The sequence below is a fragment of the Motiliproteus coralliicola genome (assembly GCF_003345655.1).
Lineage (GTDB): Bacteria > Pseudomonadota > Gammaproteobacteria > Pseudomonadales > Balneatricaceae > Motiliproteus > Motiliproteus coralliicola.
In genome coordinates, this window is sequence record NZ_QQOH01000001.1 from 36,500 (window position 1) to 59,654 (window position 23,155).

Annotated in this window: 21 protein-coding genes; 8 read left to right on the plus strand and 13 right to left on the minus strand. The window is 57.1% G+C overall.

What is annotated here, in order from left to right; translation table 11 throughout:
* Positions 1 to 16: 16 nt before the first annotated feature.
* Both DV711_RS00195 and nhaR read left to right on the plus strand, forming a co-directional pair.
* Entirely contained in the window at positions 17 to 943 is a 927-nt protein-coding gene (locus DV711_RS00195) for a universal stress protein (protein ID WP_165839950.1), read from the plus strand.
* Between the two features lie 101 nt (positions 944 to 1,044).
* The gene (gene nhaR / locus DV711_RS00200; protein ID WP_114693647.1) at positions 1,045 to 1,947 is read left to right on the plus strand and encodes a transcriptional activator NhaR; all 903 of its coding nucleotides are present in this window, start codon (positions 1,045 to 1,047) and stop codon (positions 1,945 to 1,947) included.
* A 10-nt stretch (positions 1,948 to 1,957) separates the two neighbouring features.
* Here the strand turns inward: nhaR and DV711_RS00205 are convergent, their stop codons facing one another.
* From DV711_RS00205 to hemG, 13 genes are all read right to left on the minus strand, one after another.
* Positions 1,958 to 2,602, minus strand: a complete 645-nt coding sequence (locus DV711_RS00205; protein WP_114693648.1) for a CBS domain-containing protein — start codon at positions 2,600 to 2,602, stop codon at positions 1,958 to 1,960.
* Between the two features lie 259 nt (positions 2,603 to 2,861).
* Positions 2,862 to 3,815 carry a TRM11 family SAM-dependent methyltransferase gene (locus tag DV711_RS00210; protein ID WP_114693649.1) on the minus strand — a complete coding sequence of 318 codons (954 nt, stop codon included), beginning with the start codon at positions 3,813 to 3,815 and terminating at the stop codon, positions 2,862 to 2,864.
* Positions 3,816 to 3,983: 168 nt separating this feature from the next.
* Positions 3,984 to 4,577, minus strand: coding sequence for a cytochrome c3 family protein (locus DV711_RS00215; protein WP_114693650.1), 594 nt, complete (start codon positions 4,575 to 4,577; stop codon positions 3,984 to 3,986).
* A 43-nt stretch (positions 4,578 to 4,620) separates the two neighbouring features.
* A complete protein-coding gene (locus tag DV711_RS00220) occupies positions 4,621 to 5,076 on the minus strand; it encodes a nitrate reductase cytochrome c-type subunit (protein WP_114693651.1) in 456 nt (151 codons plus the stop codon).
* Entirely contained in the window at positions 5,073 to 5,939 is an 867-nt protein-coding gene (gene napH, locus DV711_RS00225; RefSeq protein ID WP_114693652.1) for a quinol dehydrogenase ferredoxin subunit NapH, read from the minus strand. The genes DV711_RS00220 and napH overlap by 4 nt, the downstream gene beginning before the upstream one ends.
* The gene (gene napG / locus DV711_RS00230) at positions 5,936 to 6,706 is read right to left on the minus strand and encodes a ferredoxin-type protein NapG (RefSeq protein ID WP_114693653.1); all 771 of its coding nucleotides are present in this window, start codon (positions 6,704 to 6,706) and stop codon (positions 5,936 to 5,938) included. Before napG ends, napH begins: the two co-directional genes overlap by 4 nt.
* Positions 6,707 to 6,759: 53 nt before the next feature.
* On the minus strand, positions 6,760 to 9,252 hold the full coding sequence (gene napA / locus DV711_RS00235; protein ID WP_114693654.1) for a nitrate reductase catalytic subunit NapA: 2,493 nt from the start codon (positions 9,250 to 9,252) through the stop codon (positions 6,760 to 6,762).
* On the minus strand, positions 9,249 to 9,539 hold the full coding sequence (locus tag DV711_RS00240; protein ID WP_114693655.1) for a chaperone NapD: 291 nt from the start codon (positions 9,537 to 9,539) through the stop codon (positions 9,249 to 9,251). The genes napA and DV711_RS00240 overlap by 4 nt, the downstream gene beginning before the upstream one ends.
* Positions 9,539 to 10,087 carry a ferredoxin-type protein NapF gene (gene napF / locus DV711_RS00245; RefSeq protein ID WP_114693656.1) on the minus strand — a complete coding sequence of 183 codons (549 nt, stop codon included), beginning with the start codon at positions 10,085 to 10,087 and terminating at the stop codon, positions 9,539 to 9,541. Before napF ends, DV711_RS00240 begins: the two co-directional genes overlap by 1 nt.
* A 452-nt stretch (positions 10,088 to 10,539) precedes the next feature.
* Positions 10,540 to 13,170 (minus strand): phosphoenolpyruvate carboxylase, encoded by a 2,631-nt coding sequence (ppc, locus tag DV711_RS00250; RefSeq protein WP_114693657.1) that lies wholly within the window; start codon positions 13,168 to 13,170, stop codon positions 10,540 to 10,542.
* Between the two features lie 107 nt (positions 13,171 to 13,277).
* Positions 13,278 to 14,042: a PEP-CTERM/exosortase system-associated acyltransferase gene (locus DV711_RS00255; protein ID WP_165839951.1), complete on the minus strand. Its 765-nt coding sequence runs from the start codon at positions 14,040 to 14,042 to the stop codon at positions 13,278 to 13,280.
* 129 nt (positions 14,043 to 14,171) lie between these two features.
* Entirely contained in the window at positions 14,172 to 15,284 is a 1,113-nt protein-coding gene (locus DV711_RS00260) for a M48 family metalloprotease (RefSeq protein WP_114693659.1), read from the minus strand.
* An 8-nt stretch (positions 15,285 to 15,292) separates the two neighbouring features.
* Positions 15,293 to 16,630 (minus strand): protoporphyrinogen oxidase, encoded by a 1,338-nt coding sequence (gene hemG, locus DV711_RS00265; RefSeq protein ID WP_114693660.1) that lies wholly within the window; start codon positions 16,628 to 16,630, stop codon positions 15,293 to 15,295.
* A 189-nt stretch (positions 16,631 to 16,819) separates the two neighbouring features.
* On the opposite strand from hemG, the gene nudF reads away from it, so the two are divergent.
* The 6 genes from nudF to DV711_RS00295 all read left to right on the plus strand — a co-directional run bounded on the left by nudF (position 16,820) and on the right by DV711_RS00295 (position 23,153).
* A complete protein-coding gene (gene nudF, locus DV711_RS00270) occupies positions 16,820 to 17,497 on the plus strand; it encodes an ADP-ribose diphosphatase (protein ID WP_114693661.1) in 678 nt (225 codons plus the stop codon).
* A complete protein-coding gene (locus tag DV711_RS00275) occupies positions 17,494 to 17,946 on the plus strand; it encodes a DUF1249 domain-containing protein (protein WP_114693662.1) in 453 nt (150 codons plus the stop codon). Before nudF ends, DV711_RS00275 begins: the two co-directional genes overlap by 4 nt.
* 8 nt (positions 17,947 to 17,954) lie before the next feature.
* Positions 17,955 to 18,812, plus strand: coding sequence for a metallophosphoesterase (locus tag DV711_RS00280; RefSeq protein WP_114693663.1), 858 nt, complete (start codon positions 17,955 to 17,957; stop codon positions 18,810 to 18,812).
* 108 nt (positions 18,813 to 18,920) lie between these two features.
* On the plus strand, positions 18,921 to 19,601 hold the full coding sequence (locus DV711_RS00285; protein ID WP_114693664.1) for a YqiA/YcfP family alpha/beta fold hydrolase: 681 nt from the start codon (positions 18,921 to 18,923) through the stop codon (positions 19,599 to 19,601).
* A gap of 20 nt (positions 19,602 to 19,621) precedes the next feature.
* Positions 19,622 to 21,514, plus strand: a complete 1,893-nt coding sequence (parE, locus tag DV711_RS00290) for a DNA topoisomerase IV subunit B (RefSeq protein ID WP_114693665.1) — start codon at positions 19,622 to 19,624, stop codon at positions 21,512 to 21,514.
* Between the two features lie 88 nt (positions 21,515 to 21,602).
* Positions 21,603 to 23,153 (plus strand): response regulator, encoded by a 1,551-nt coding sequence (locus DV711_RS00295; RefSeq protein ID WP_114693666.1) that lies wholly within the window; start codon positions 21,603 to 21,605, stop codon positions 23,151 to 23,153.
* The last annotated feature ends 2 nt before the right edge of the window (positions 23,154 to 23,155 follow it).

Below are 23,155 nucleotides of genomic sequence, written 5' to 3' on the forward strand. Positions count from 1 at the left end.
CGGGATGGAGGTTGCTATGAATGGGTTTACCAATATTTTGTACTTTGCCGATGGTGAGCTGAGCATGACGCCGGCGCTGCAGCGTGCAATACGGCTGGCATATCATAACCAGGCAACGCTGACACTGATGGATGTTGCCGATCGATTGAGCCCAAACGGGTCACTCAAGAATCGTCTGAAGCTCGATATCAATGAGATCGTACAGCGGTTTCATCAGCAGTCCTTGAGCGATCTGATCAGCGGGGTGAGTCAATTAAAGCATCCGATTGGGGTTAAGGTGGCTTCGGGTTGGGGCTTTATCGAGGTGATCCGTGAAGTGATGAGAGGGTCTTACGATCTGCTGATCAAATCGGCGCGCTACGGTTGTCATCAAGGATTAAGTAGCAGCGATATGCATCTGCTGCGCAAATGTCCGTGCCCAGTCTGGATCGACCGAGCAGAAGCCGCGACGCCCTATCGAAGGATTTTGGTGGCGGTCGACCCCAACAGTGAACATCAAGATGACTGTGCTGATCGCGCCCTCGAACTGGGTTCGTGGGTAGCGGGTGATGATGGCTCCCGCCTGGTATTGGTCCATGCCTGGGAGCTACCGGGTGAGTCGATGATGAGAAGCGGGCTGCTGGAGTTTGAAAACCACCAGCTTGAATCCTTACTGGCTGAGGCACGCTTAAAGCAGGAGCTGGCTATCCATGGATTGCTGGAACGCCATCAGCTGACCCCGGCGGAGGTGGATGTTCAGCTACGAAAGGGGCCGCCTGCCGAGGTGATTCATGATGTCAGTGAGGAACTGAGCGCCGATCTGGTGGTGATGGGAACCGTCGGTCGAACCGGGATACCGGGATTTATTATTGGCAACACGGCCGAGGATGTCCTTCAAAGCAGCGGTTGCTCGGTACTGGCGGTTAAACCGAGCGGTTTTGTTTCCCCCGTTGAACCTGAATAATCCTTGGCACCCTAAAAGAAATGACAGACTATGATCGTGGGAGAGGCAAACACTCCAGTCGCTATCGAGCAGCAGTCAGTCGTTTTTTCGTACGGGGGCGCATGAATAACTTACGGTTCAACCTGAAGCACTTACGTTACTTCTGGACAGTGGCGGGTTGCGGCACCATCACCGAGGCGGCGGAAATTCTCTGTCTGACACCGCAGACCATTAGTGGCCAGTTGCGTGAACTGGAACAGCAGATCGGCACCCGGCTGTTTCGCAAGGAGGGCCGGAACCTGGTGCTGACCGATACGGGGCAGACGGTCTTCAGCTATGCCGATGAGATGTTTTCGATCGGATTGGAGTTGCAGGACCTGCTGGCCGGCAACCACGGCACGATCGAGAATCTGAAGGTAGGAGTTGCGATGGTGGTTCCCAAGCTGCTGGCTTACCGGGTGTTGGAACCGGTGTTTCAATACAGCCAACCGGTGCAGTTACTTTGCCATGAAGCACCACTGGTCGACCTGCTAGCTGAACTGGCGGTTCACAAACTGGATATGGTGATCGCTGATAGCCCCATCAACCCAACCCTCAATGTTAAGGCCTATAATCACCTGCTGGGTGAGTCCAGCATCAGTTTCTTTGCAACGCCTGAACTGGCCAGCCAGCTAAAAGAGGATTTTCCCAACAGTCTGGATCAATCGCCGATGTTGATGCCCAGCAATGGCAGTAACCTGCGGCGAGAACTGGATCGATGGTTTGATCGGCAGCAGATCCGACCGGTAATGGCGGCCGAGTTTGACGATCGTGCGTTGATGAAGGCCTTCGGAGAGCGTGGAACCGGCGTCTTCAGCTCACCGACGGCGGTTGAGCAGGATGTGTTGGACAAGTACGGTGTTGAGGTAATCGGACGGACAGATGAGGTGATGGAGCGCTTCTACGTCATCTCTGCCGAGCGCAAAATCAAGCACCCCGCGGTAAGCCTGATTACCGAGAATGCTCGAAATGCCCTGTTTGCGTAATACCGGTGGTTCAGGCCCATAGGTTCAATTTGGGCTCTTCCGACAGCACCCGAAGAATATCCCCGCGTGTAACCACACCAACCAGCTTGTCCCGATCGTCGATGACCGGCATGGCATGCTGATTATGATCGACCATCACCCGTGCAATCCGGCGTACCGAAGAGACCGGTTCGGTGGTGATCACCTCGGGGGACATGATGCTGCTGACCCGCTTTGCAGCCAGCTCTTCGACATCCCAGTTTGCATCAAAGATCTGTCTTTCGATGTCGCGCCGCGACAGCATCGAGATGATGCCCACCCCTTTTTGCAACACCGGAAGCTGTTTAATCTCGTAGAGGTGTAGCCAGCGCCAGGCATCCGATAGCCAGTCGTCGGGCGAAACCGTATAAACGTGGGTCGACATAACCTGGTGGGCATGTACCACCGGTTCATTGACGCGCAGTTTCAACGCCCGCTTGTAGAGCTCTTCCGCCTTCAGGTATCGCGGCGTATTGCTGGGCTGCTGAGTAAAGGCAACCACGGTGCCTCGAGGATCGGGCTCATCCCAGAATGACTTATTTCGATTGAGCCGAACCGGTGCCGGCTTCTTGTGCTTGTTGATCAGTTCAAGCGTGCCGCGAAGTTTCAGTCCGTGTTGATCATGAATAGCAAACATTGCACTGTCCTCTGGATGAAAACCTAGTGCAATAGTAGGTTATTGGGTGCGCTGATAAATTTCGCTTTGTGGCGCTAATAGTTCGATTTTTTCGAGCTGTTTGAGATTTGGCTCGGCGTAGCACGGTGGGATAGTTCTGGTGGAACTTTATCGACAGGGGACTAGGAAAATACTGGCCAGGATAGGCGTTGATACGTAAACCCCGGTTAAGGGGAGTTGAGGGCGATCAGAAGATCGCTTCATTTCACCTATGGACAGGCTATGAGGGGCGTAAAATCAGCACGTCCCGCACGATCGATTCACTCATCCGGTGCGCAGCGCTGAAGTCGGTGGCACGGTAGCCCTGGCTTTCAAAGGCCTCGATCATCGCCGCCCGTTTGGGGTTGTTGCTGTTGAACGCCAAGACCAGTGCCGATTGCTGCTTCAGGCAGTGGCGCCAGACCGGTGCGCACTGGCGAATGACGTCCAGCGGATTACGGGTTTTATCGGTGGTAAAGTGCTGAACGCCGTAGGGTAGGTCGCACACCAGCAGGTCGAACTTATCTTTTTTCAGTAGCTGGTCGGCGTCACGGGCATCGCCGCTGATCACTCGCAGGCTGGTTTGTTCGGCACTGAAATCGAGAAACTTACCGGCACTCTTACGTTTCTGGCCGGTTATGGTGCCTTGGCTGAGCTTGTGTTTCTGGCGGTGCAGTTTGGTCCATTTTTTAAGGTTGCGCTGAATATCGTCCAGCGCCTTGGCATCCTGTTCCAAGCCCTTGCTGTTGAGACCGTAACGCATTGCCCACAACAGTGTGGTGGCGCGCCCACACATGGGGTCGAGCAGTTTGATGCCGCTCGGGTTGGTCGGGTCGATGCCAAGCTCGGCCAAGCCCACATTGATCAGCAGCTGGGTCAGGTGTTCGTTGGTCTTGCCCTTGAACTTGCTGCCGAAGACGAAATCCGGATGCAGGTGGAAGTCGGCCTGCTGTGCTAGCGGCTGCAGTCGGTCACCGTCGATCCGGAAAAGCCCCTGCACAAATGACAGACGCAGCAGGACTTGTTGCTCCGATTCCTCGGCTTCGAGTTCAAAGAACTCCAACGGCCCCACATCTCGATACACCAGCTCACGATCCCCAAACAGTTGCTGAAATTCGCTGCGGGCAACGATCAGGTAATCGGCGAAATAGGCAGAGCGGGCTTGAGGGGAGATTAACAGAGCGAGTTTGTTCATAGCGCGGGTCGACTGTCTCGAAAGCAGGGGGTTCGGGCTGGGTCTTGATGATCGCGGCAGTATACGGCTGCCTTCTCGATCAAGAAAGCCCCGTCAACCAACAGCGTTGTGATAGCCACAAAAAAGGGCTGCGCGAGCAGCCCTTTGCGATACACATGCGTTATTGGATCAGTTATCCCAGCCTTCGACACCCGACATGTCAGGCAGCTGGTGAGCAATACCCTTGTGGCAATCGATACAGGTCTTCTCGCCACTGGCCAGCGCCGTTTCATGCTCGTTGAAGGCACGCTTGCCTTGCTCGGAGTAGTCCATGGATTCGAAGTCGTGGCAGTTACGACACTCGCGGGAGTCGTTTGCCTTCATCCGAGCCCACTCGCGGGCTGCCATCTCGAAGCGGTGCGCTTCGAACTTCTCACGGGTATCGATCTTACCGGTGATCTTGCCCCAGACCTCTTTACTGGCCTGAATCTTCCGGATGATCTTATAAACCCACTCACGCGGTACGTGGCAGTCCGGGCAGGTCGCGCGAACCCCTGAACGGTTGGTGTAGTGGATGGTTTCTTTGAGTTCCATGTACACGTTGTCACGCATTTCGTGACAGCTGATGCAGAACTCTTCTTCGTTGGTCTTTTCTAGAGCGGTGTTAAAACCACCCCAGAAGATGACCCCCGCGATGAAACCACCCAGCAGCAACACACCCAGGGCGGCCTTTGCTGGACTGGTTAAGGCGGACCACATTCCGCCCTTTTTATTTTCACTCATTCCAAACCCCTTCTTCAGTCGTTAGAAAATCCTGAGCGTTGGCTTACTTAGCCAGGTCGCTCGTGGACTGATAGGTGTTGTCGATCAACGGCTCAGCGGTAGCCTGTGGCACGTGGCACTGCATGCAGAAGTAGCGACGTGGTGAGATATCCGCCAGAGCGTGACCGCCACGGGTCTCGAAGTGAGTCAGGCTGACCTTGGTCGCACCGGACTCCTTGTAGCGCTCCCAGCTGTGACAGGACAAGCACTTGTTGCTGCGCAGATCGACCCGATAGTTGCGGATCTCGTGCGGGATCACCGGCGGCTGCTGGATATAGTTACGCTCGACCAGAACATCTGAGTCGTTGTTCTTGGCCATATCCGGCGCTTTGTTGGTGCTCTCTAGCTGCTTAGCGCCGCGTAGTGACTCCATGCCACCGGTGTCGGCTAAGGATGCGTTGGACAGTGCCAGACTGCCCAGTGCTAAGGCCGCAGACAGGACCACGGTTGTTTTTTTCATGGTTGTTTCTCCATCTGGTTGGCAAAGCGACTGCCAAATTCAAATACGTTGACGGAACAGATATCGATACAGCGACCACAGTTGGTGCAATCGGGTGATTGAATCACCGGCCCATTGCCCTTGGCTTTCCCCTTCAGAGCGGGCTTGATCACATGGGGTTCCGGGCAGACGGCGTAGCAGTCCATGCAGTCGTAACAGTCGTCACGCTTGCTGGCCTTCACCTTCAACGGGCTGCCAGTGCCGATCAGGCGATAGCAGGCGCCCATCGGGCAGACATGGCCACACCAGCCCCGGGGCAGTACAAACAGATCGAACAGGAACACAGCAACCACCAGCATCCAACCCATCCCCATGCCGAAGATCAGACCGCGGTGCAGCAGAGAGACCGGATTAACCAGTTCCCAGACCACCACGCCGGTGATCGCCGGCAGGATCAGCGTTAGCGCCAGCATCCAGTAACGCAACTTGCGCGAAACTGAAAAGCGACGTCGGATTCCCAACTTACGGGCGCACCAGCCGGCCAGGTCGGTGACCGGATTAACCGGACAGACCCAGCTGCAGAACACCCGACCGCCAACCAGCCAATAGAAGCCGGTGACGATCGCCACGCCGATCAACAGCGTGCTGATCGGAGCATGGCCGCTGGCCAAGGTTTGCAGAAAGACAAACGGATCGCTCAGTGGTATCGCTTGCAGTAGCTCAGAGCTGGTCAGGTTTCCCTTGAGCAGCCAGTAACCCGCTACCGGGCTGACGATAAACAGGGCCAATGCAGCGATCTGGCTGATCCGGCGTAGTACCAGGAAACGGTACGAAGCCAGGTAGCCTTTCACCTTGATGGCGTCTGTTCCAACCTGCAGGGTCATGATTCACCCTCCGGACGGCGGATCGGCATTTTCAGCTGCTCCGGTATCAAAGACTCGCCTTGGTTGGCGGCCTTCTCTTCCCAGCCCAGCCGGTAATGTTGTCCGATTTCGCCTTTGGCCAATGAGCGCGGAACCACCTTGATGGCCGCTTCCTCCAGCACACAGCCCTGCTCGCACTTGCCGCATCCGGTACAGTGGTCCGAATGAACAGTCGGCAGGAAGCGGGCGTGATGGCCGGTGCGGACGTTTCGCTCTCTCTCCAACGTGATCGCCTCTTCCTGAACCGGGCAGACGTCGTAGCAGACGTCGCACCGTAGTCCGAGGAAATTGAGGCAGGTTTCCTGATCGATCAGCACCGCCAATCCCATGCGGGCGTCATCGATATTGTCCAAAGCTTGATCCAGGGCTCCACTGGGGCAGGCTGCCACACAGGGAATATCGTCACACATCTCACAGGGCACCTCGCGGGCGATAAAGTAAGGTGTGCCGTTGGCCACAGGATCGGTGATTTGGGCCAGCTTCAAGGTGTCGAACGGACAATCCCGAACGCAGAGTCCGCAACGCAGACAGGCGGCGAGAAAATCGTCCTCGGGCAGGGCACCCGGCGGCCGCAGCATTTCGGGTGCATGGGAACTGGCGTTGGTGGCGATTAGCCCCAAGCCCACTCCAACAGCCCCAACACCGCATAGGCCGCGCGCAGTGTCGGCAAAGAACTGGCGACGAGCGCGTCCTTCCTTACCTAGCTGCTTTGGGTTTCCCTGACTCATGGTCGTGTCCTATGTCTCTACCTTGTTACCGGCATTCAGTGGTTTTGCCTTTATCAGGCCTTCATTACCTTGACCGCACACTTCTTGAAGTCGGTCTCTTTCGACAACGGATCGGTGGCATCAAGGGTGAGCTTGTTGACCAGGCGACCGGCGTCGAAGAATGGAATGAATACGAGACCTTCTGGCGGGCGGTTACGGCCGCGGGTTTCAACCCGTAGCTTGATTTCACCCCGACGGGAGGCCACGACGGCTTCTTGGCCGCGACGCAGACCGCGCTTCTTGGCGTCTTCCGGGTGCATGTACATCAATGCATCCGGGGCGGCGCGATAAAGCTCAGGTACACGACGGGTCATGGTACCGGTGTGCCAGTGCTCCAGTACTCGACCGGTGGATAGCCACAGGTCGTATTCGTTGTCCGGAGACTCGGCCGGTGGCTCGTACGGAACCGCGAACATGACTGCCTTGCCATCCTTCTTACCGTAGAACTGGAAGTCAGACCCTTTCTTGACGTAAGGATCGTAGCCTTCCTTGAAGCGCCACAGGGTTTCCTTACCGTCAACCACCGGCCAACGCAGACCGCGAGCCTGGTGGTAGGTGTCGAAGTCAGCCAGGTCGTGAGCTTTACCGCGACCGAAGGCGGCGTACTCTTCGAACAGGCCTTTCTGGATGTAGAAGCCGAAGTCGTTGGCTTCCTGGTTGGCGAAGCCTTCCGCCGTTTCAGACAGCGGGTACTTATCAACCTGACCGTTGGCGTACAGGATGTCGTACAGGGTCTTGCCGCGGTATTCCGGCATCTTGGCGAGCAGCTCTTCAGGCCAAACTTCTTCAACCTTGAAGCGCTTGGAGAACTCAACTACCTGCCACAGATCCGACTTGGCTTCACCCGGGGCATCTACCTGCTGGCGCCAGAACTGAGTCCGACGCTCGGCGTTACCGTAGGCACCTTCCTTCTCGACCCACATGGCGGTCGGCAGCACTAGGTCAGCAGCCTGGGCGGTGACGGTCGGGTAGGGGTCGGATACGACGATGAAGTTATCCGGGTTACGGTAGCCCGGGTAGGCTTCTTCGTTGAAGTTAGGACCGGCCTGCATGTTGTTGTTGCACTGGACCCAGTAAGCGTTCAGCTTACCGTCCTTGAGCATCCGGTTCTGCAGAACCGCGTGGTAGCCCGGCTTCGGCGGAATGGTGCCTTCCGGCAGTTTCCACAGCTTCTCGGACAGTGCACGGTGCTTCGGATTCTTAACGACCATGTCGGCCGGCAGACGGTGAGCGAAGGTACCGACTTCACGGGCAGTACCACAGGCAGACGGTTGACCGGTCAGGGAGAACGGACCGTTACCCGGCTGAGAGATCTTACCGGTCAGCAGGTGGACGTTGTACATTAGGTTGTTGGCCCAGACACCACGGGTGTGCTGGTTGAAGCCCATGGTCCAGTAGGACACGACCTTCTTGTTCGGATCGGCGTACAGTTCGGCCAGCTTCAGCAGCTTGTGCTCCGGTACACCGGACATCTTGGAGGCCTTCTCCAGGGTGTACTCGCTGACGAACTCCTTGTACTCCTCGAAGGTCATCGGGGTGGAGCTGCCCTTACCCGGGTTCTTGGCTTTCTGCTCAAGCGGGTGGGTCGGGCGCAGGCCGTAACCGATGTCGGTGGTGCCCTTGCGGATGTTGACGTGCTTGTCCAGGAAGTCCTGGTTGACGCTGCCGCTTTCGATGATGTGGTGGGCGATATAGTTCAGGATCGCCAGGTCGGTCTGCGGGGTGAAGATCATGTCGTTGTCGGCCAGCTCGAAAGAGCGGTGCTTGAAGGTCGACAGAACATGTACCTGCACATCTGGCTTGCTCAGACGGCGGTCGGTCAGACGCGACCACAGGATCGGGTGCATCTCGGCCATGTTGGAACCCCAGAGCACGAACGCATCGGCCATCTCGAGGTCGTCGTAACAGCCCATCGGCTCATCGATACCGAAGGTCCGCATAAAGCCACCTACCGCAGACGCCATACAGTGACGAGCGTTGGGGTCGATGTTGTTGGAGCGGAAGCCGGCCTTGTACAGTTTGGCAGCGGCGTAGCCTTCCCAGACGGTCCATTGACCGGAACCGAACATACCGACAGCGGTCGGCCCTTTCTCTTTCAGTGCCGCCTTGAACTTCTCGGCCATGACGTCGAACGCCTTGTCCCAGGAGACCGGGGTGAACTCACCGAACTTGTCGTACTCACCGTCGGTCATCCGCAGCATCGGCGAGGTCAGACGGTCTTCACCGTACATGATCTTCGACAGGAAGTAGCCCTTGATACAGTTCAAGCCCTTGTTAACCGGCGCATCGGGGTCACCCTGAGTCGCCACCACGCGACCTTTCTGGGTACCGACCAGTACGCTACAACCGGTACCGCAGAAACGGCAGGGGGCTTTATCCCAGCGAATCTCCGCGTCACTCGATTTAGCGAGCAAGTTGGTGGCTGAGGCGGGCACGGCCACCCCAGCAGCTGCTGCAGTTGCAGCCACCGCATTGCTCTTAACGAAATCTCGTCTGCTTAATTTCATTGCATCGTCTCCTGCTTTTGCGTGCTTTCATCTTCGGTGTGGTGGTAGACCAGCGAAGTCGAAAGTACACCTGGCATGTTGTTGATATCTTCGATGGTTTTTAAGGCGAACTTCTCGCCGTCGAGCTCTTCGACGGTGACAACGAGGTTGCCCTCATCACCGACGGCGTGAACTTCAACGCCTTTCATTTCCGTCAGCCGTTCGGCTACCGCCTTTGACTGGTCCGGAGCGGTACGTACCACCACACCGGTGATATCGAACAGCTCTTCGGATTGCTCTGACTGCATTACTGCTCAGCCTCCTTATCGTTGTTGGCTGTCATGGGTTGGGCGTCCTGGACCAGTGGCTGGTGGACATTAATGGCCTTGGTCGGACAGACGGCAACGCAGGCGCCGCAGCCGGTACAGGCGGAAAGATCTAGTTTCGGGGTGGCGATGCCACCCAGTTGCGGTTTCAGCGTGATCGCCTCGGGTTCGCACTGTTCAGCGCAGCTGCGGCAGACCACCTGCTTGTAGGTCACGCAGGATTGGCTGATGTGAGCTTTGACATTCCAGGGATCGCTGTCAGTGGATTGGAAGACCGGCGCTTTACAGACTCGGACACAGTCTTCGCAGAAGGTGCATTCACCGCGGGAAAAGTCGACTTCCGGAAAACCGCCGGAGCCTTTGAAAAGAATTTGTTCGGGACAGGATTGGATACAGTCGCCGCAGCGACTGCAGTCGTTGATGAAAGCAAGCTCTTCCACACTCCAGGGCGGACGCAGAGGGAGGCGCTTTGATCCGGTATCACCCCTCAATAGTTGCCGCCTCGAGGGGTTGAAAGCGGCTTGGGCCATGTTGCTTAAAAATTCCTGACTAAGAGCAATCCTGCTCAGGGTCCAGACCAATAACGCGGGTTACAAAATGATCGGCTTGGTCTGAATGTCAATAAATGCTGCAAAAGCAGCGATCATTTGAGTCAATCTATTCCTCCCACACAGGGCTGTACTTGATGTACATCAAAAAATATAACAACACGTTTTTAAAGGGTTTTAGCTGAAATGAGGTATTTCATCAGGACTGATGAATGAAACATTTTTTTCTTTAAAATCAGTTATTTATCTAATCTCAATACCCGATAAAAACAGTCTGATTTAAAGTTGTGGTAATGAGAACTGATTCGATTCTCGACTAGTTTTTCAACTAGGCGAAGTTACTCCGTTTCAGGCGGCGTAACCATGAAACGGAGTAATGGATGGAGCGTTTGTTGAGGTCATTATTGGTTAGAAGGAAGGGCTGCCTTTCTCAGCTAGCCGGTATTTCGCATACCTGCAGCGATACCGGTCATGGTTACCATCAGCGCCTGCTCTACGACCTGGTTTGATCCCTGCCGATCCCGACGCAGCAGTTCGGCCTGCAGGTAGTGCAGGGGGTCGATATAGGGATTGCGTACCTGGATCGATTGGCGAATAACTTCGTTGTCGGCTAGAAGCTGGTCATTCTGCTTCAGTTGGGGAATCAACTGCTGAGTCTGGCGAAGCTGTTTTCGCAGCCGGCTACCCAGCTCGCGAAGTTCCGGCTCCACCAGACAGTGCTCGTAATAGCGGGCAATGGCTGGCTCGGCCTTGGCCAGCACCATCTCCAGCATCCCGATATAGGCGTTGAAGAAAGGCCACTGGCCGATCAGCTCGCGCAGTTTATCCTGCTGCTGTTGCTCGCAGGCTTCGGTCAGGGCTCGGCCGCTGCCCAGCCAGGCCGGCAGCAGCAGGCGGGTCTGGGTCCAGGCGAAGATCCACGGGATCGCGCGCAGGCTTTCGACGCCTCCATCCTGCTTGCGCTTGGCTGGGCGGCTTCCCAACGGCAGTTTGGCCAGCTCCTGCTCCGGCGTCAGCTGGCGGAAGTAGGGCACAAACTGCGGGTTGTTGCGCACCAGTGAGACATATTCCTGATGAGCCCGTTCGGCCAACTGATCCATCAGCTCGCACCACTCAGGCTTGGGGGTGACCGGCGGCACCAGACTGGCCTCAAGTACTGCGCCGGCGTACAGCTCCAGATTCCGCACCGCCAGATCGGGTATGCCGAATTTGTAACGGATCATCTCCCCTTGTTCGGTCACCCGCAGGCTGCCATCGACCGAACCAGGGGGCTGCGACAGGATCGCGGTGTGGCTCGGGCCGCCACCTCGGCCGACGGTACCGCCGCGACCATGGAACAGGGTCAGATCGACACCGTGGTTGCGACAGGTCTCGGTTAGCCCTTGTTGGGCACGGTACTGGCCCCAGCTGGCGGCCAGCGCGCCGGCGTCCTTGGAGGAGTCGGAGTAGCCGATCATCACTTCCTGATGCCCGGCACAATAATCACGGTACCAGTCGACCTTTAACAGGGTGTCGATGGCGGCAGGAGCACGGTCCAGATCGGCCAGGGTTTCAAACAGTGGTGCGATCGGAATATTGAACTCGATGCCGCTCTCTTTCAGCAGCAATGCCACGGCCAGCACATCCGAAGGTGACGATGCCATCGAGATGACGTAGCTGCCCAGCGACTGGGGGTCCTGGCGGGCGACCACTGCGCAGGTGTCAAGCACTTCCTGGACATTTACGCTGGGGGTCCAGCCCCGTTGCGGCAGCAGCGGCCGCTTACTGTTCAGTTCGCTCAGCAGGTAGGCCTGCTTCTCGGTTTCATCCCAGTCGCTGTAGCGTCCCAGATCGTAGTACTCGGTCAGCTCGTCGAACACCTCGGCATGACGCTCGGCATTCTGGCGGATATCGAGCCGGACCAGACTCAAACCGAAACAGGCGATGCGGCGTAGGGTGTCGCGCAGGCAACCATCGGCGATCAGTTCCATGCCGCATTCGCGCAGTGATCGGTCGCACAACAACAACGGCTCGAGCAGCTGGTTATCCTGTAGCAGGATATCTTCACCGGGCTGCCAGCCCTGATCGAGACAGCTCTTGGCCCAGTCGCGGGTATTAATCAGCTGCTGTCGTACCCGGCGCAGCAGTACGCGGTAGGGCTCATTGCAGTCGCCGACCACCTGGCGTAGCTCATCGCTGGCACGCCCCATCGACAGCTCATGGCGTAGCTTGGAGATATCCCCCAGCAGCAGGTCGGCCGCCATCCAGCGGGCCAGCAGCAGCACCTGTTCGGTGACAGTGGCTGTAACATTGGGGTTGCCGTCCCGGTCGCCACCCATCCAGGAGCAGAATCGGATCGGCGCGGCGTCGTAGGGCAATGTTGTTCCGCTGACCCGCTGCAGTTCACGATCAAAGTGGCGTAGGAAAGTCGGTACCGCCTCCCACAAGGAGTTTTCGATCACCGCAAAGCCCCATTTGGCCTCATCGACGGGGGAGGGGCGTTCGCTGCGAATTTCGTTGGTGTGCCAGGCTTCGGTGATCAGTTGTTGAAGCCGTTCGGTCAGATCGTGAGTGCGGGGGCTCAGCGGATGTTCACGGTCGAGCTTTTCCAGCAGCTCGGCCATGGTTTCGTATTTCTGGATAAAGGTTCGGCGGTTAACTTCGGTAGGGTGGGCGGTTAAGACGAGATCGATACGCAGCGCTGCGGCTTTGTCGGCCAGTTGTTGCGGACTGACCCCCGCCTCGACGATTTCATCGAACACCCGGTCCAACGCCTGCGGATCGGGGCGGGTGACCACCAGTGAATTTCGTCGTCGTATCCGGTGGTACTCTTCGGCCAGATTGGCCAGATTCAGGAACTGGCCGAAGGAGCGGGCCATCGGTACCAGCTCGTGTTCGTCTAGTTGTTGCAGCGCCTGGACCAGCTCGTCGGTATCGGCTTCGCCTCGTCGAGCCGCCTTGGATAATTTACGGATCCGTTCCAGTTTGGCGAGAAAAGCCTCGCCCTGATCGCGGGCGATGGTCTGCCCGAGTAGTTTGCCCATCAAGCGGACATCGTCTCTGAGGGGGGCTTGCAGGTCTTCCATCGGCTTGTCTCCAAACACTGGGGTTGGCTTGTATCGTCGCTGAGGTCAAAGTGAGGGGCAATGGTTCCTTGGTGGTGGTTGGTTGGCCGTTTTACTTTAATTGACGACTATTCTGCTGCCGTAAGATGAGGCTGGAATTGATCCTGATAGCCTTGACGCACCTCGTCACAAATCACGTCAAACAGTGGGTGGAGTGCCGGGTTCATCTGTGAAATCACCTCATCAATGACCATCTTATAGGGTATCCGAGTCCCTAAGTGCTCGACCGGGTCGCCGATCCGTTCGAGTTTTCCGCCTAATCTGCACAAATGTCGAGCAAGGCTTGGATCTGTCAGTATATATAGCGTCTTTACATTGTGTAGCCTCGCCATCTCCAACACGCCCATATAGAGGCCGATGGGGATATAAGGAAAGCGAGGTTGTTTAGCGGTGCCGAAGTCTGCATCTGTGAGAGAAACCGCCTTGAACTGTTCCTGGGGACGGTGGCGATATTGCCGAAGTACGGCCAAGCGCGAAACTTCGCCGACTAAGCCCTGCATCAGTTGTTCTTGGTCAGGTTCGCTCTCTTTAAGTTGCTTGCAAGTGAGCTGAAAAGGCATTGATGCCTGAGGTTCTGACGGGATGGCCAGCACCATTCTGATGCAGCCAATAAATTCATTGTTGGTGACGTTCTGTAATAAGCAGTGATGGGAAACCTGGTCGTAAGGGTCTGTCTCTAGGAAGTTGTTATGGCTGGGTAACCATTCCAACTCTTCGCAGTAGACTTGGTGTCGGATGCTATAAGCCTGGTTCTTCAACTCTGCGGTTGTGGCAGGGACAATGCGACAATATCGTTGAAATTGTTCATGGATCTTGTTGGTGTTAAACAGCATTGTGGTTTTCAGGCCTATGTTGCTGATCCCTGACCACATTGTTGTGGCGGCATTGTGAGAAGATTGAGTCCAGCAGTCTGCGCTATGTTGCTAACATTGCAAGCTTTTTAAACGTCAGTTTGATTATTGTCATGGTTTGATCGTATTTGGCACCAAAGCTTCCTTTCGCTGTTGCTTCAAACGGATCTCGGCAATGGCGGCCTGCATTCTGACATAGCGTTCGGCATTACCGGGATGGGTACTGCCGGTTTCCGACAGGATATGACTGGGACGGCTGTTCGAGAGTCGGCGCCAGAATTCGGCACGCCCTTCCAGGTCATAGCCGGCACGAGCCAGCAGGTAGAGGGCGAGGTAGTCCGCCTCGGATTCGAAGGCCTTGGAGAAATGCACCGAACCACCGAGGCTGAAGGCACCAGGAGAGAGGATGCCTTGGCTGATCAGCAGCAAATCCAGCGCGCCACCGAGCAGGGTATTGCGGGCGGTGGCAGGAATGTGATCAAGCAGGTTATGAGCCAGTTCATGGGCGATCACCAGGGCCAGATCGTCCTCGTTGGTGGCGAAGGCCAGCATGCCGTCGGTAATGGCAACGCTGTAATGGTCGGCGTACGCGTTGATCTGTTCGCTGGGCAGCCGCTTGACCGGGTAGTCGCACAGGGTTTGGGGTTTCAACGGTCGGGTTAATGTTTGGCCATTCCGGTAGAGGGTCACCTCGATCGTCTGATCGGGTTTGAGATCGGCCAATTGCTGACGCAATATCTCGGGCGCCTCCAGCAGCGCGGTCCGCCCCGTGGGTAGCGATTGTTCACCCAGTTTGATCAATTTGTCGCCGGTCTTAATGCCTGCCAGGTCGGCCCCGGATCCCGGAACCACCGCCATTACCTGCAACACCTCCCCCAGTTTGAACTCCCTAATGGCGGCATCACGTTCAGAAGCGGGTTGCTTGGTGTCCGTTTGTTGGGCGTCGGACGGGGCAAAACTATGACTGTTGGCGTATTGAAAGCCCAGTGCCGGCCGGATTTTATCCGGACATAGATCAGTCGATGCCTTCAGTAGCGGCCAACTGACCCGGTTCAGCCGCTGCTGTTGGGCGAGGCGGTAGTGCAGCGCTTTGCCCTGCTGCCGCTCGGCTTCACTGAGGGTGAGGGCCGGAGCTGGTTTTGGCGATTGGTAGGTCGGGGTTGCGCAGCCGCTCGATAGCGTAGCCATCATGACCAGCAGAATCCCTCCTGCGGTTAGCTTCATGATGGTATTCAGCCCAGTTTCTGGGCTAGCTCGTAGCCGTTTTGCACACAGTCGGCGACGGAAATCCCATCACGCCAGTTGGCGCGCAGGTGTAGACCGGAGTAACCGCTGAGCTTGGCTTCAACCGCTTCCAGCCTTTGCAGGTGCCCCATCTGGTATTGCGGAATCGCGGCTGGCCAGCGGCTGACCTCCACCAGGCTGGGCTCTCCGCAAACCCCCAGTAGCGGGCGGATATCATCGAGTACCCGTTGTACGACCCGTTCGTCATCGACGCTATCGATCTCGGGATTGAGACTACCGCCGATAAAACAGGTCAATAGGTGGCTGTTATCCGGTGCCCGATTCGGGAATATGCTGGACGGAAAAAGCACCCCGAGGGTTTCAACCCCGGTACAGCGCGGAATCAGGAAGCCAAAACCGTCCAGCGGGTGGTCGATCTGATCCTTGTTGAAGCCCAGCGATACCGATGCCACATGGGGGTATTCGATCGTTGCCAGTTGATCGTCGAGTCCGCCGGTCAGAGGAGTCAGCAGTTGTTCACAGACCGCAGCCGGCAGGGTCATGATCAACTCGTCCCCCTGCCAACTGCGCTCACCAGCACCGGCCTGCCAGCGACCGTCGTCGAGGCGTTCGATCCGATCCACCGAAACACCGGTGTGTAGCGATTCGCCGAAGGCGTCTGCCAAGCAGTCCGCCAGCTGTTGCATGCCCCGGTCGAACGAAATCATGCTGCCGCTGGGGCCGGCACCGCCGCTGTGCTTGCCGGCCAGGGTCTTGGCGATCATGCCGATAAACATGGAGCGGTACTGCTCCTCCAGCGCGTAGACCTTGGCGGTGGCGGCGCGAACCGACAGACGGTCAGGATCGCCGGCGTAGACCCCGGACACGAACGGATTGATGGCGTAGTCGAGGAACTCGCGACCGAGACGGCGTTGGACAAATTCCGCTACGCTCTCTTCGTGATCGGCACGACCGATAAAGGGTTCCAGCAGCAGACGCCATTTTCCGGCGGCCTTGAATAGCGGGGTGCTGATAAAGGCACCGGGGCCCATCGGCAGCGGGTGGATCTGACCGTCGCGCAGCACAAAACGCTTCTTACTGGTCTTGTTGGCTTCAATTGGATTAATCCCCAGGCTCTGGAACAGCAGATCCAGCGCCGGGCGGTTATTCAGGGTTGAGTTGGGCCCCCGCTCGATCAGGAAACCGTCGCGGTGCAGTGTTCGCAGATTGCCACCGGCCTGATCCCTCGCTTCCAGCAGCGTGACCTGGTGGCCTTGCTGTTTCAGGAACCAGGCGGTGGTCAGGCCAGAGATGCCTGCACCGAGGATCACGAAGGAACGGCTCATGGGGGTTTCCTTAGGCTGTCAAATTTCAGCCCCCACTATAGCCAGCACGCCATTGAATTCAATGATTTCCTTGTGCCTTCTAAGCCGATAAGGATCGCGTCGCCACTGTGGATAGATAGTGTCAGGTTCCCTAAGCCGCTACTGGGGGGCTATAGTTGAGCGATACTTGGATAGGCACGATCAGAGGATATGAGCATCAAAAACGCCCCCACGTTCAGCACTGAGGATATTGAACTGCTCCAGACCGAGCGGGTATACGACGGTTTTTTCAAACTGGATCGAGTGCAGCTTCGACATCGATTGTTTGATGGCGGCTGGTCCGATCCGCTGACGCGAGAGCTGTTCGTTCGCGACGATGCGGTCTGTTTGCTCCCTTATGATCCGGTGCGGGATCAGGTACTGCTGATCGAGCAATTCCGGGTCGGTGCGCTGCAGGATCCGAGCAGTCCTTGGTTGCTGGAGCTGGTGGCCGGGATCGTCGAGCCCGGAGAGACGGTCGAGCAGGTCGCCCTGCGTGAAGCAGAAGAGGAAGCTGGACTGTCGGTGCAGCGGCTAGAGCCGATCTGCTGTTATCATGTCAGCCCCGGAGGAAGTCAGGAGCAGATTCACCTGCTCTGTGGTCAGATCGACAGTCGAGACCAGGGTGGCATTTTCGGGCTGGCCCACGAAGGTGAAGATATCCGGGCGCTGGTGGTCAGTCGTAAGGAGGCTTTTGCGGCGGTCACCGAGGGTCGCATCAACAATGCGGCTACCCTGATCGCGCTGCAGTGGTTGCAAATGAATCATCAACGACTGCAACAGCTGTGGGACTCCGATAAGAGTGGGGAAAGTGAGAACAGCGCAGACAACCAGGAGACAGCGCAATGAGCTTGGCGGTACGCAAGCGATATGTTCCAGACCTTGGCGCACAGATGGCCTGTTGCGAAGGTAACTATCTGAAGCTGATGCGGCTGATGCCGGATCTGGACGACTGCGACCTGCGTGAATTCCATGTTAGTTGGCACCATCACCGGGCCCGGGTGCAGATCCGGGTTGAAGAACGCTTCACCTACACCACCACCTTACGGGTCGAGCAGCGTTACGAAGACAATCAGTGGATTCAGATGCCGGCACTGATGGTGCGGCTCTACCATGATGCGCGTATGGCCGAGGTGATCTGCCGGAAGCAACGGCGCCAGTTGGCCGGACGGTACAGCTACCCTAATGCCCAGATGCACCAGCCGGACGAGAAAGCCCAGCTCAACCGTTATTTGGGCGAATGGCTGAGCCAGTGCTTAGCCCATGGCCATAACAGCGACCGACCGGTCGAAGCCTGATTCTTTCCATGTCTAATCTCCAGATGAGCCCCGAGGTGCGGCTGCATAGCCACAGCGATCAATTGCAGCTGATCCAACTCAGCGACCTGCATTTGCCTCAGCTTCGATCCCAGGGTTATCGTGGTCTTGATGTCGATCGACAGTTCCAGAACGTACTGGCGGATGTTGGCACTCGCTTTCCAAAGGCTGATGCGCTGCTGCTTAGCGGCGATCTGGTTCACCATGGCAGTGAGGACGGCTATCAGCGTCTGCTGGGTTATCTGAAGGATTTAGGGCTGCCCTGGTACTGGATTCCCGGCAACCACGACGATGCTCGAATGATGTCGGTCTTGGTGCCGCAGCAACCGAAAGTGCTTTGCTGGGAGGGTTGGCGGCTGGTGTTGCTCGATAGCACTGCCGAACCGGATGGACGGGGTGCGGGGTCTCTGCCTCCCTCGGAATTGGCGTTTTTATCCCAGCAGCTGGATCTGGCAATGGAACAGCAGCAACGCTTGCTAGTGGTGCTGCATCATAATCCGGTCGAGGTCGACAGCCCCTGGCAGAACCAGATCATGCTTGGAAATGTCGAGGCATTCTGGGCTAGGCTGGCGCCGGCCGATGCCGCTGGATGGCCGATTGCCATGCTGTTTGGCCATATTCATCAAGGGCGTCAATTCGAGCGCGGAATCCACCGCCTCTTCAGCTGCCCGGCCACGTCGGTGGAGTTTGCTGTTGGCACCGAACAGATGGAGCTGGTCGAACGCGGCCCGCAGGCCAAACCGGGCTATCGTTGGTTGCAGCTGCAACGGTTTGATAGCGGCGCAACGTCAAACCAGAGCCTGGAAGCATGGCTTAGATCAGGTATCGTGCGGGTCGATCTTGCCTAAGCGTTTGTCGATAGGGTATTTTCCGGATAGATTAGCGCCGAACTCAGAGCCGTCGACATCAAGACGGTAACGGCTGCTCCCGTCCAGTACCTGACACTTAAGGCCATCATGAATACGCCGCTGTATTTATATATCCACGGCTTCAACAGCTCACCTCAGTCCTATAAAGCGCGTCATCTGGGTAACTGGATGAAGGAGCAGGGGCAAGGGAAACGGCTGCTGGTGCCGGCGCTGCCCTATCAGCCAGCCGATGCGATAGTGCTGCTGGAGGAGTTGCTGGCCGAACAGCGTCGTCATCACCAGCAACCGATCGTGCTGTTGGGAAGCTCGCTGGGGGGCTACTACGCCACCTATCTGGTCGAAACCCAGGGCCGCGAGTCCAATCTCAGTGCGGTTCTGATCAACCCGTCGGTGCGACCCTTTGAATTGCTGGATGTCTGGCTGGGAGAGAATGAAAACATCTATACCCACGAGCGCTACCTGTTGACCCGCGGCCATCTGGATCAGCTGCTGACGCTGAACCGGCAGAGTTTGCACGACCCGTCGCGCTACCTGTTGCTGACCCAGACCGGTGATGAAGTGCTCGATTATCGCGAAGGGGTGGAAAAGTTCGCCCAGTCACGTCAGGTGGTGACCGAAGGGGGTGACCATGGTTTCCAACAATTCGATACCTATTGGCCGACACTGTTTGAGTTTGCCAACGACGACACTTTAAAACAGCAGGCTGAAGCCTATCTCAAGGCCACGACTAGTCCGGCGGACAACGCGACTAATCCGGCGGATAAATAGCAGAGAACAACGCAGTAACGATGAGTAATAACTACAACGCCGATGCCATTGAAGTCCTTAGTGGCCTCGACCCGGTCAAGAAACGACCGGGTATGTATACCGAAACCGACCGCCCCAACCATTTGGCCCAGGAAGTTATCGATAACTCCGTCGATGAGGCGTTGGCCGGTCACGCGACCCAGATTGAAGTCTCGCTGCACCCGGATAACTCGCTGTCGATCAGCGATAACGGTCGCGGTATGCCGGTGGATATCCACCCGGAACACGGTATCAGCGGGGTGGAGCTGATCCTGACCCGACTCCATGCCGGCGGCAAATTCTCCAACGACAATTACCAGTTCTCCGGCGGTCTGCACGGGGTTGGGGTGTCGGTGGTGAATGCGCTGTCGAAACTGCTGGAAGTGCAGATCAAGCGGGATGGGAAACTGTATCGGATCGGCTTTGCCGACGGTGAGAAAGTCTCCGACCTGGAAGTGATCGATACGGTGGGTAAGCGCAACACCGGCACCGAGGTCCGGTTTCTGGCCGATCCGCAGTATTTCGACTCACCCAAGTATTCGGTGGCCAAGCTTCGCCATATGCTTCGGGCCAAGGCGGTACTCTGTCCGGGCCTGAAGGTGGTCTTCAATGACCTGTCCGGCAAGGAGAAGGACAAGCAGAGTTGGTACTACGAAGATGGTCTGACCGACTATCTCAAAGGGGCCAACCAACTGTTCGAAACGCTGCCGCAGGAGCCCTTCGTCGGCTCATTGACCGGTGATATTGAAGCTTGCGAGTGGGCGGTGCAGTGGTTGCCGGAAGGCGGTGATCTGGTGGCCGAGAGTTACGTTAACCTGATTCCGACCGCTCAGGGCGGCACCCATGTGAACGGTTTTCGGACCGGTCTGCTCGAAGCCATTCGTGAGTTCTGCGAGTTCCGTAACCTGCTGCCGCGGGGGGTCAAACTGACCGCCGAAGATATCTGGGACCGCTGCTGCTATGTGTTGTCGGTAAAAATGCAGGACCCGCAGTTCTCCGGTCAGACCAAGGAGCGACTGTCATCCCGGCAGGTTGCGGCCTTTGTCAGCGGCACGGTCAAGGACGCGTTCAGCCTGTGGTTGAACAAGCATACCGATCAGGGTGAATTGTTGGCGGAGCTGGCGATCAATAACGCCCAGAAACGGATGCGTTCGCGTAAGAAGGTGACCCGCAAGCGGGTGACCCAGGGGCCGGCTCTGCCGGGCAAACTGGCCGATTGTTCCGGCGGTGAGGCGCTCAATTCCGAACTGTTCCTGGTTGAAGGGGACTCGGCCGGCGGTTCTGCCAAGCAGGCCCGTGATCGTGAGTTCCAGGCGGTGATGCCGCTGCGCGGTAAGATTCTGAACACTTGGGAGGTCGAGTCGGGCGATATCCTGGCTTCCCAGGAAGTGCATGACATCTCGGTGGCGATCGGGGTGGACCCGGGCTCGGATAACCTGGATGGGCTACGCTACGGTAAGGTCTGTATCCTGGCGGATGCCGATTCCGACGGGCTGCATATCGCGACCCTGCTGTGCGCGTTGTTCGTGCGTCACTTCAAACCGCTGGTGATGGCCGGCCATGTCTATGTGGCGATGCCGCCGCTCTATCGGATCGATGTCGGTAAAGAGGTGTTCTACGCGCTGGACGAGGAGGAGAAGTCCGGTACGTTGGATCGGATTCACGCCGAGAAAAAACGTGGCAAGATCAATGTTCAGCGCTTCAAGGGCTTGGGTGAGATGAACCCGATGCAGCTACGGGAAACGACCATGTCGCGCGATACCCGTCGGCTGGTGCAGTTGAGCATTGAACCGGGTGATGGAACCCACGAAATGATGGATATGTTGCTGGCGAAAAAGCGCGCCGGTGATCGCAAGGAATGGCTACAACAGAAAGGAAATCTGGCACAGGTGTAACCGCCGAAGTTTGCTGCAAGCTCCGGCCGGAGCTTGCAGCGGCCCGGGTCAGGATAGGCCGCGCTAGAGCAATACAAGGAAATCATCAATGCTCGACTACTCAAAATTGCGGTTTCTGATTATTGAAGACCTGGCCCATTTCAGCTCGGCGTTGCGGAGCATGGTGATGTTCTATGGAGTCCCCCATGAACATATCCAGGTTGCCAAGGACGCCGAGCAGGCGTTGCCGCTGATCAAGAAGACCCGGTATGACGTGGTGCTGTCCGATTACAACCTTGGCGAAGGGCGTAACGGTAACGATATCCTCGAAGAGGTCAAACATCACAAGCTGCTCAAGAGTGCCTGTATCTACATCATGCTGACGGCGGAAAATTCGACCGATATGGTGATGGGCGCACTGGAGTATCAGCCCGATGAGTATCTGACCAAACCGTTCACCAAGGAAGTGCTCAACGCCCGGTTGGAACGCCTGATTGCTCGCCGTGACGCACTGTTGCCGATCTACACCCGGATTGACAAAGGCCAGCCACTTGAGGCGATCAAGCTCTGCACCGAGTTGGCCGATCAGCATCCGCGCTATAAGGGCTATCTGCTGAAACTGCGGTCGGAGTTGTTGATGGAACAGCAGGCTTTTGATCAGTGCACCGAGATCTATCGGTCGCTGTTGCAGAACAAGTTTGTGCCCTGGGCCGAACTGGGGTTGGGCAAGTGCTGCTATCATCGCGACGACTACAGTGGCGCCGAGGAGCATTTTCGTAAAATCCTCAACCAGAATGAACGCTATGTGCAGGCCTACGACTGGTTGGCGCGGACCCAACGGGCCCAGGGCGATAACGAAGCGGCCCAGCAGACCCTGGTTAACGGCACCGAGATCTCGCCGCGCAATGTGCGGCGTCAGGCCTTGCTGGGGGAACTGTCGATGGCCAACGGCGATATGGCGGTGGCCGAGAAAGCTTTTAATCAGAGTATCAAAGTGGGCAAAACCTCGGTGTTCCGCGACCCGAACCACTACTTCAATCTGTCCAAGGTGATCGGCGAGCGGATCAAGGAAGCGGACTCGCGTACCGCCAAGCGGATGCGCTCCAAGGTCACCACCCTGATGGACGAGGTCCGTAGCGACTACAAGCGCGACCCGACGGTGACGGTGCAGGCCCATCTGGCCGAGAGCGAATTTCACCTGCGGCTGGGTGAGGCCGAGGTGTCCGACAAGGCGCTGCAGCAGGCCTATGAAGCCTGCATTAAAGAGGGCAGCGACGTCAGCAACGACATTAAGGAACAGTTGATCAGCACGCTGCAGCAGACCGGCAAAGAGGATGTGGCCGACAAGCTGGTGCAGCATATGCAGCGCGAAGAGTCGATCTACAACCATGAGGCGGTGGAGCTTTATGCCCAGGGCGAGATCGGCCGTGCGCTGGTGCTGCTGAAGAAGGCGCGGGCTGAGAAACCGCGCAGCTTTGCGATCAACCTGAATTTTGCCCAGGTGGCGTTGCGGCAGATGAAACAGAACGGGGTCGAGCCGCGCCTGATGGTGCAGGTGGGGCAGTGCTTTAAGCAGATCGCTGTGCTACCGCAGAACGACAAGCGCTATCCGCTCAGTCAGCAGCTCAAGGCGATGTATCACAAGATGGGGGGCAAATAAGC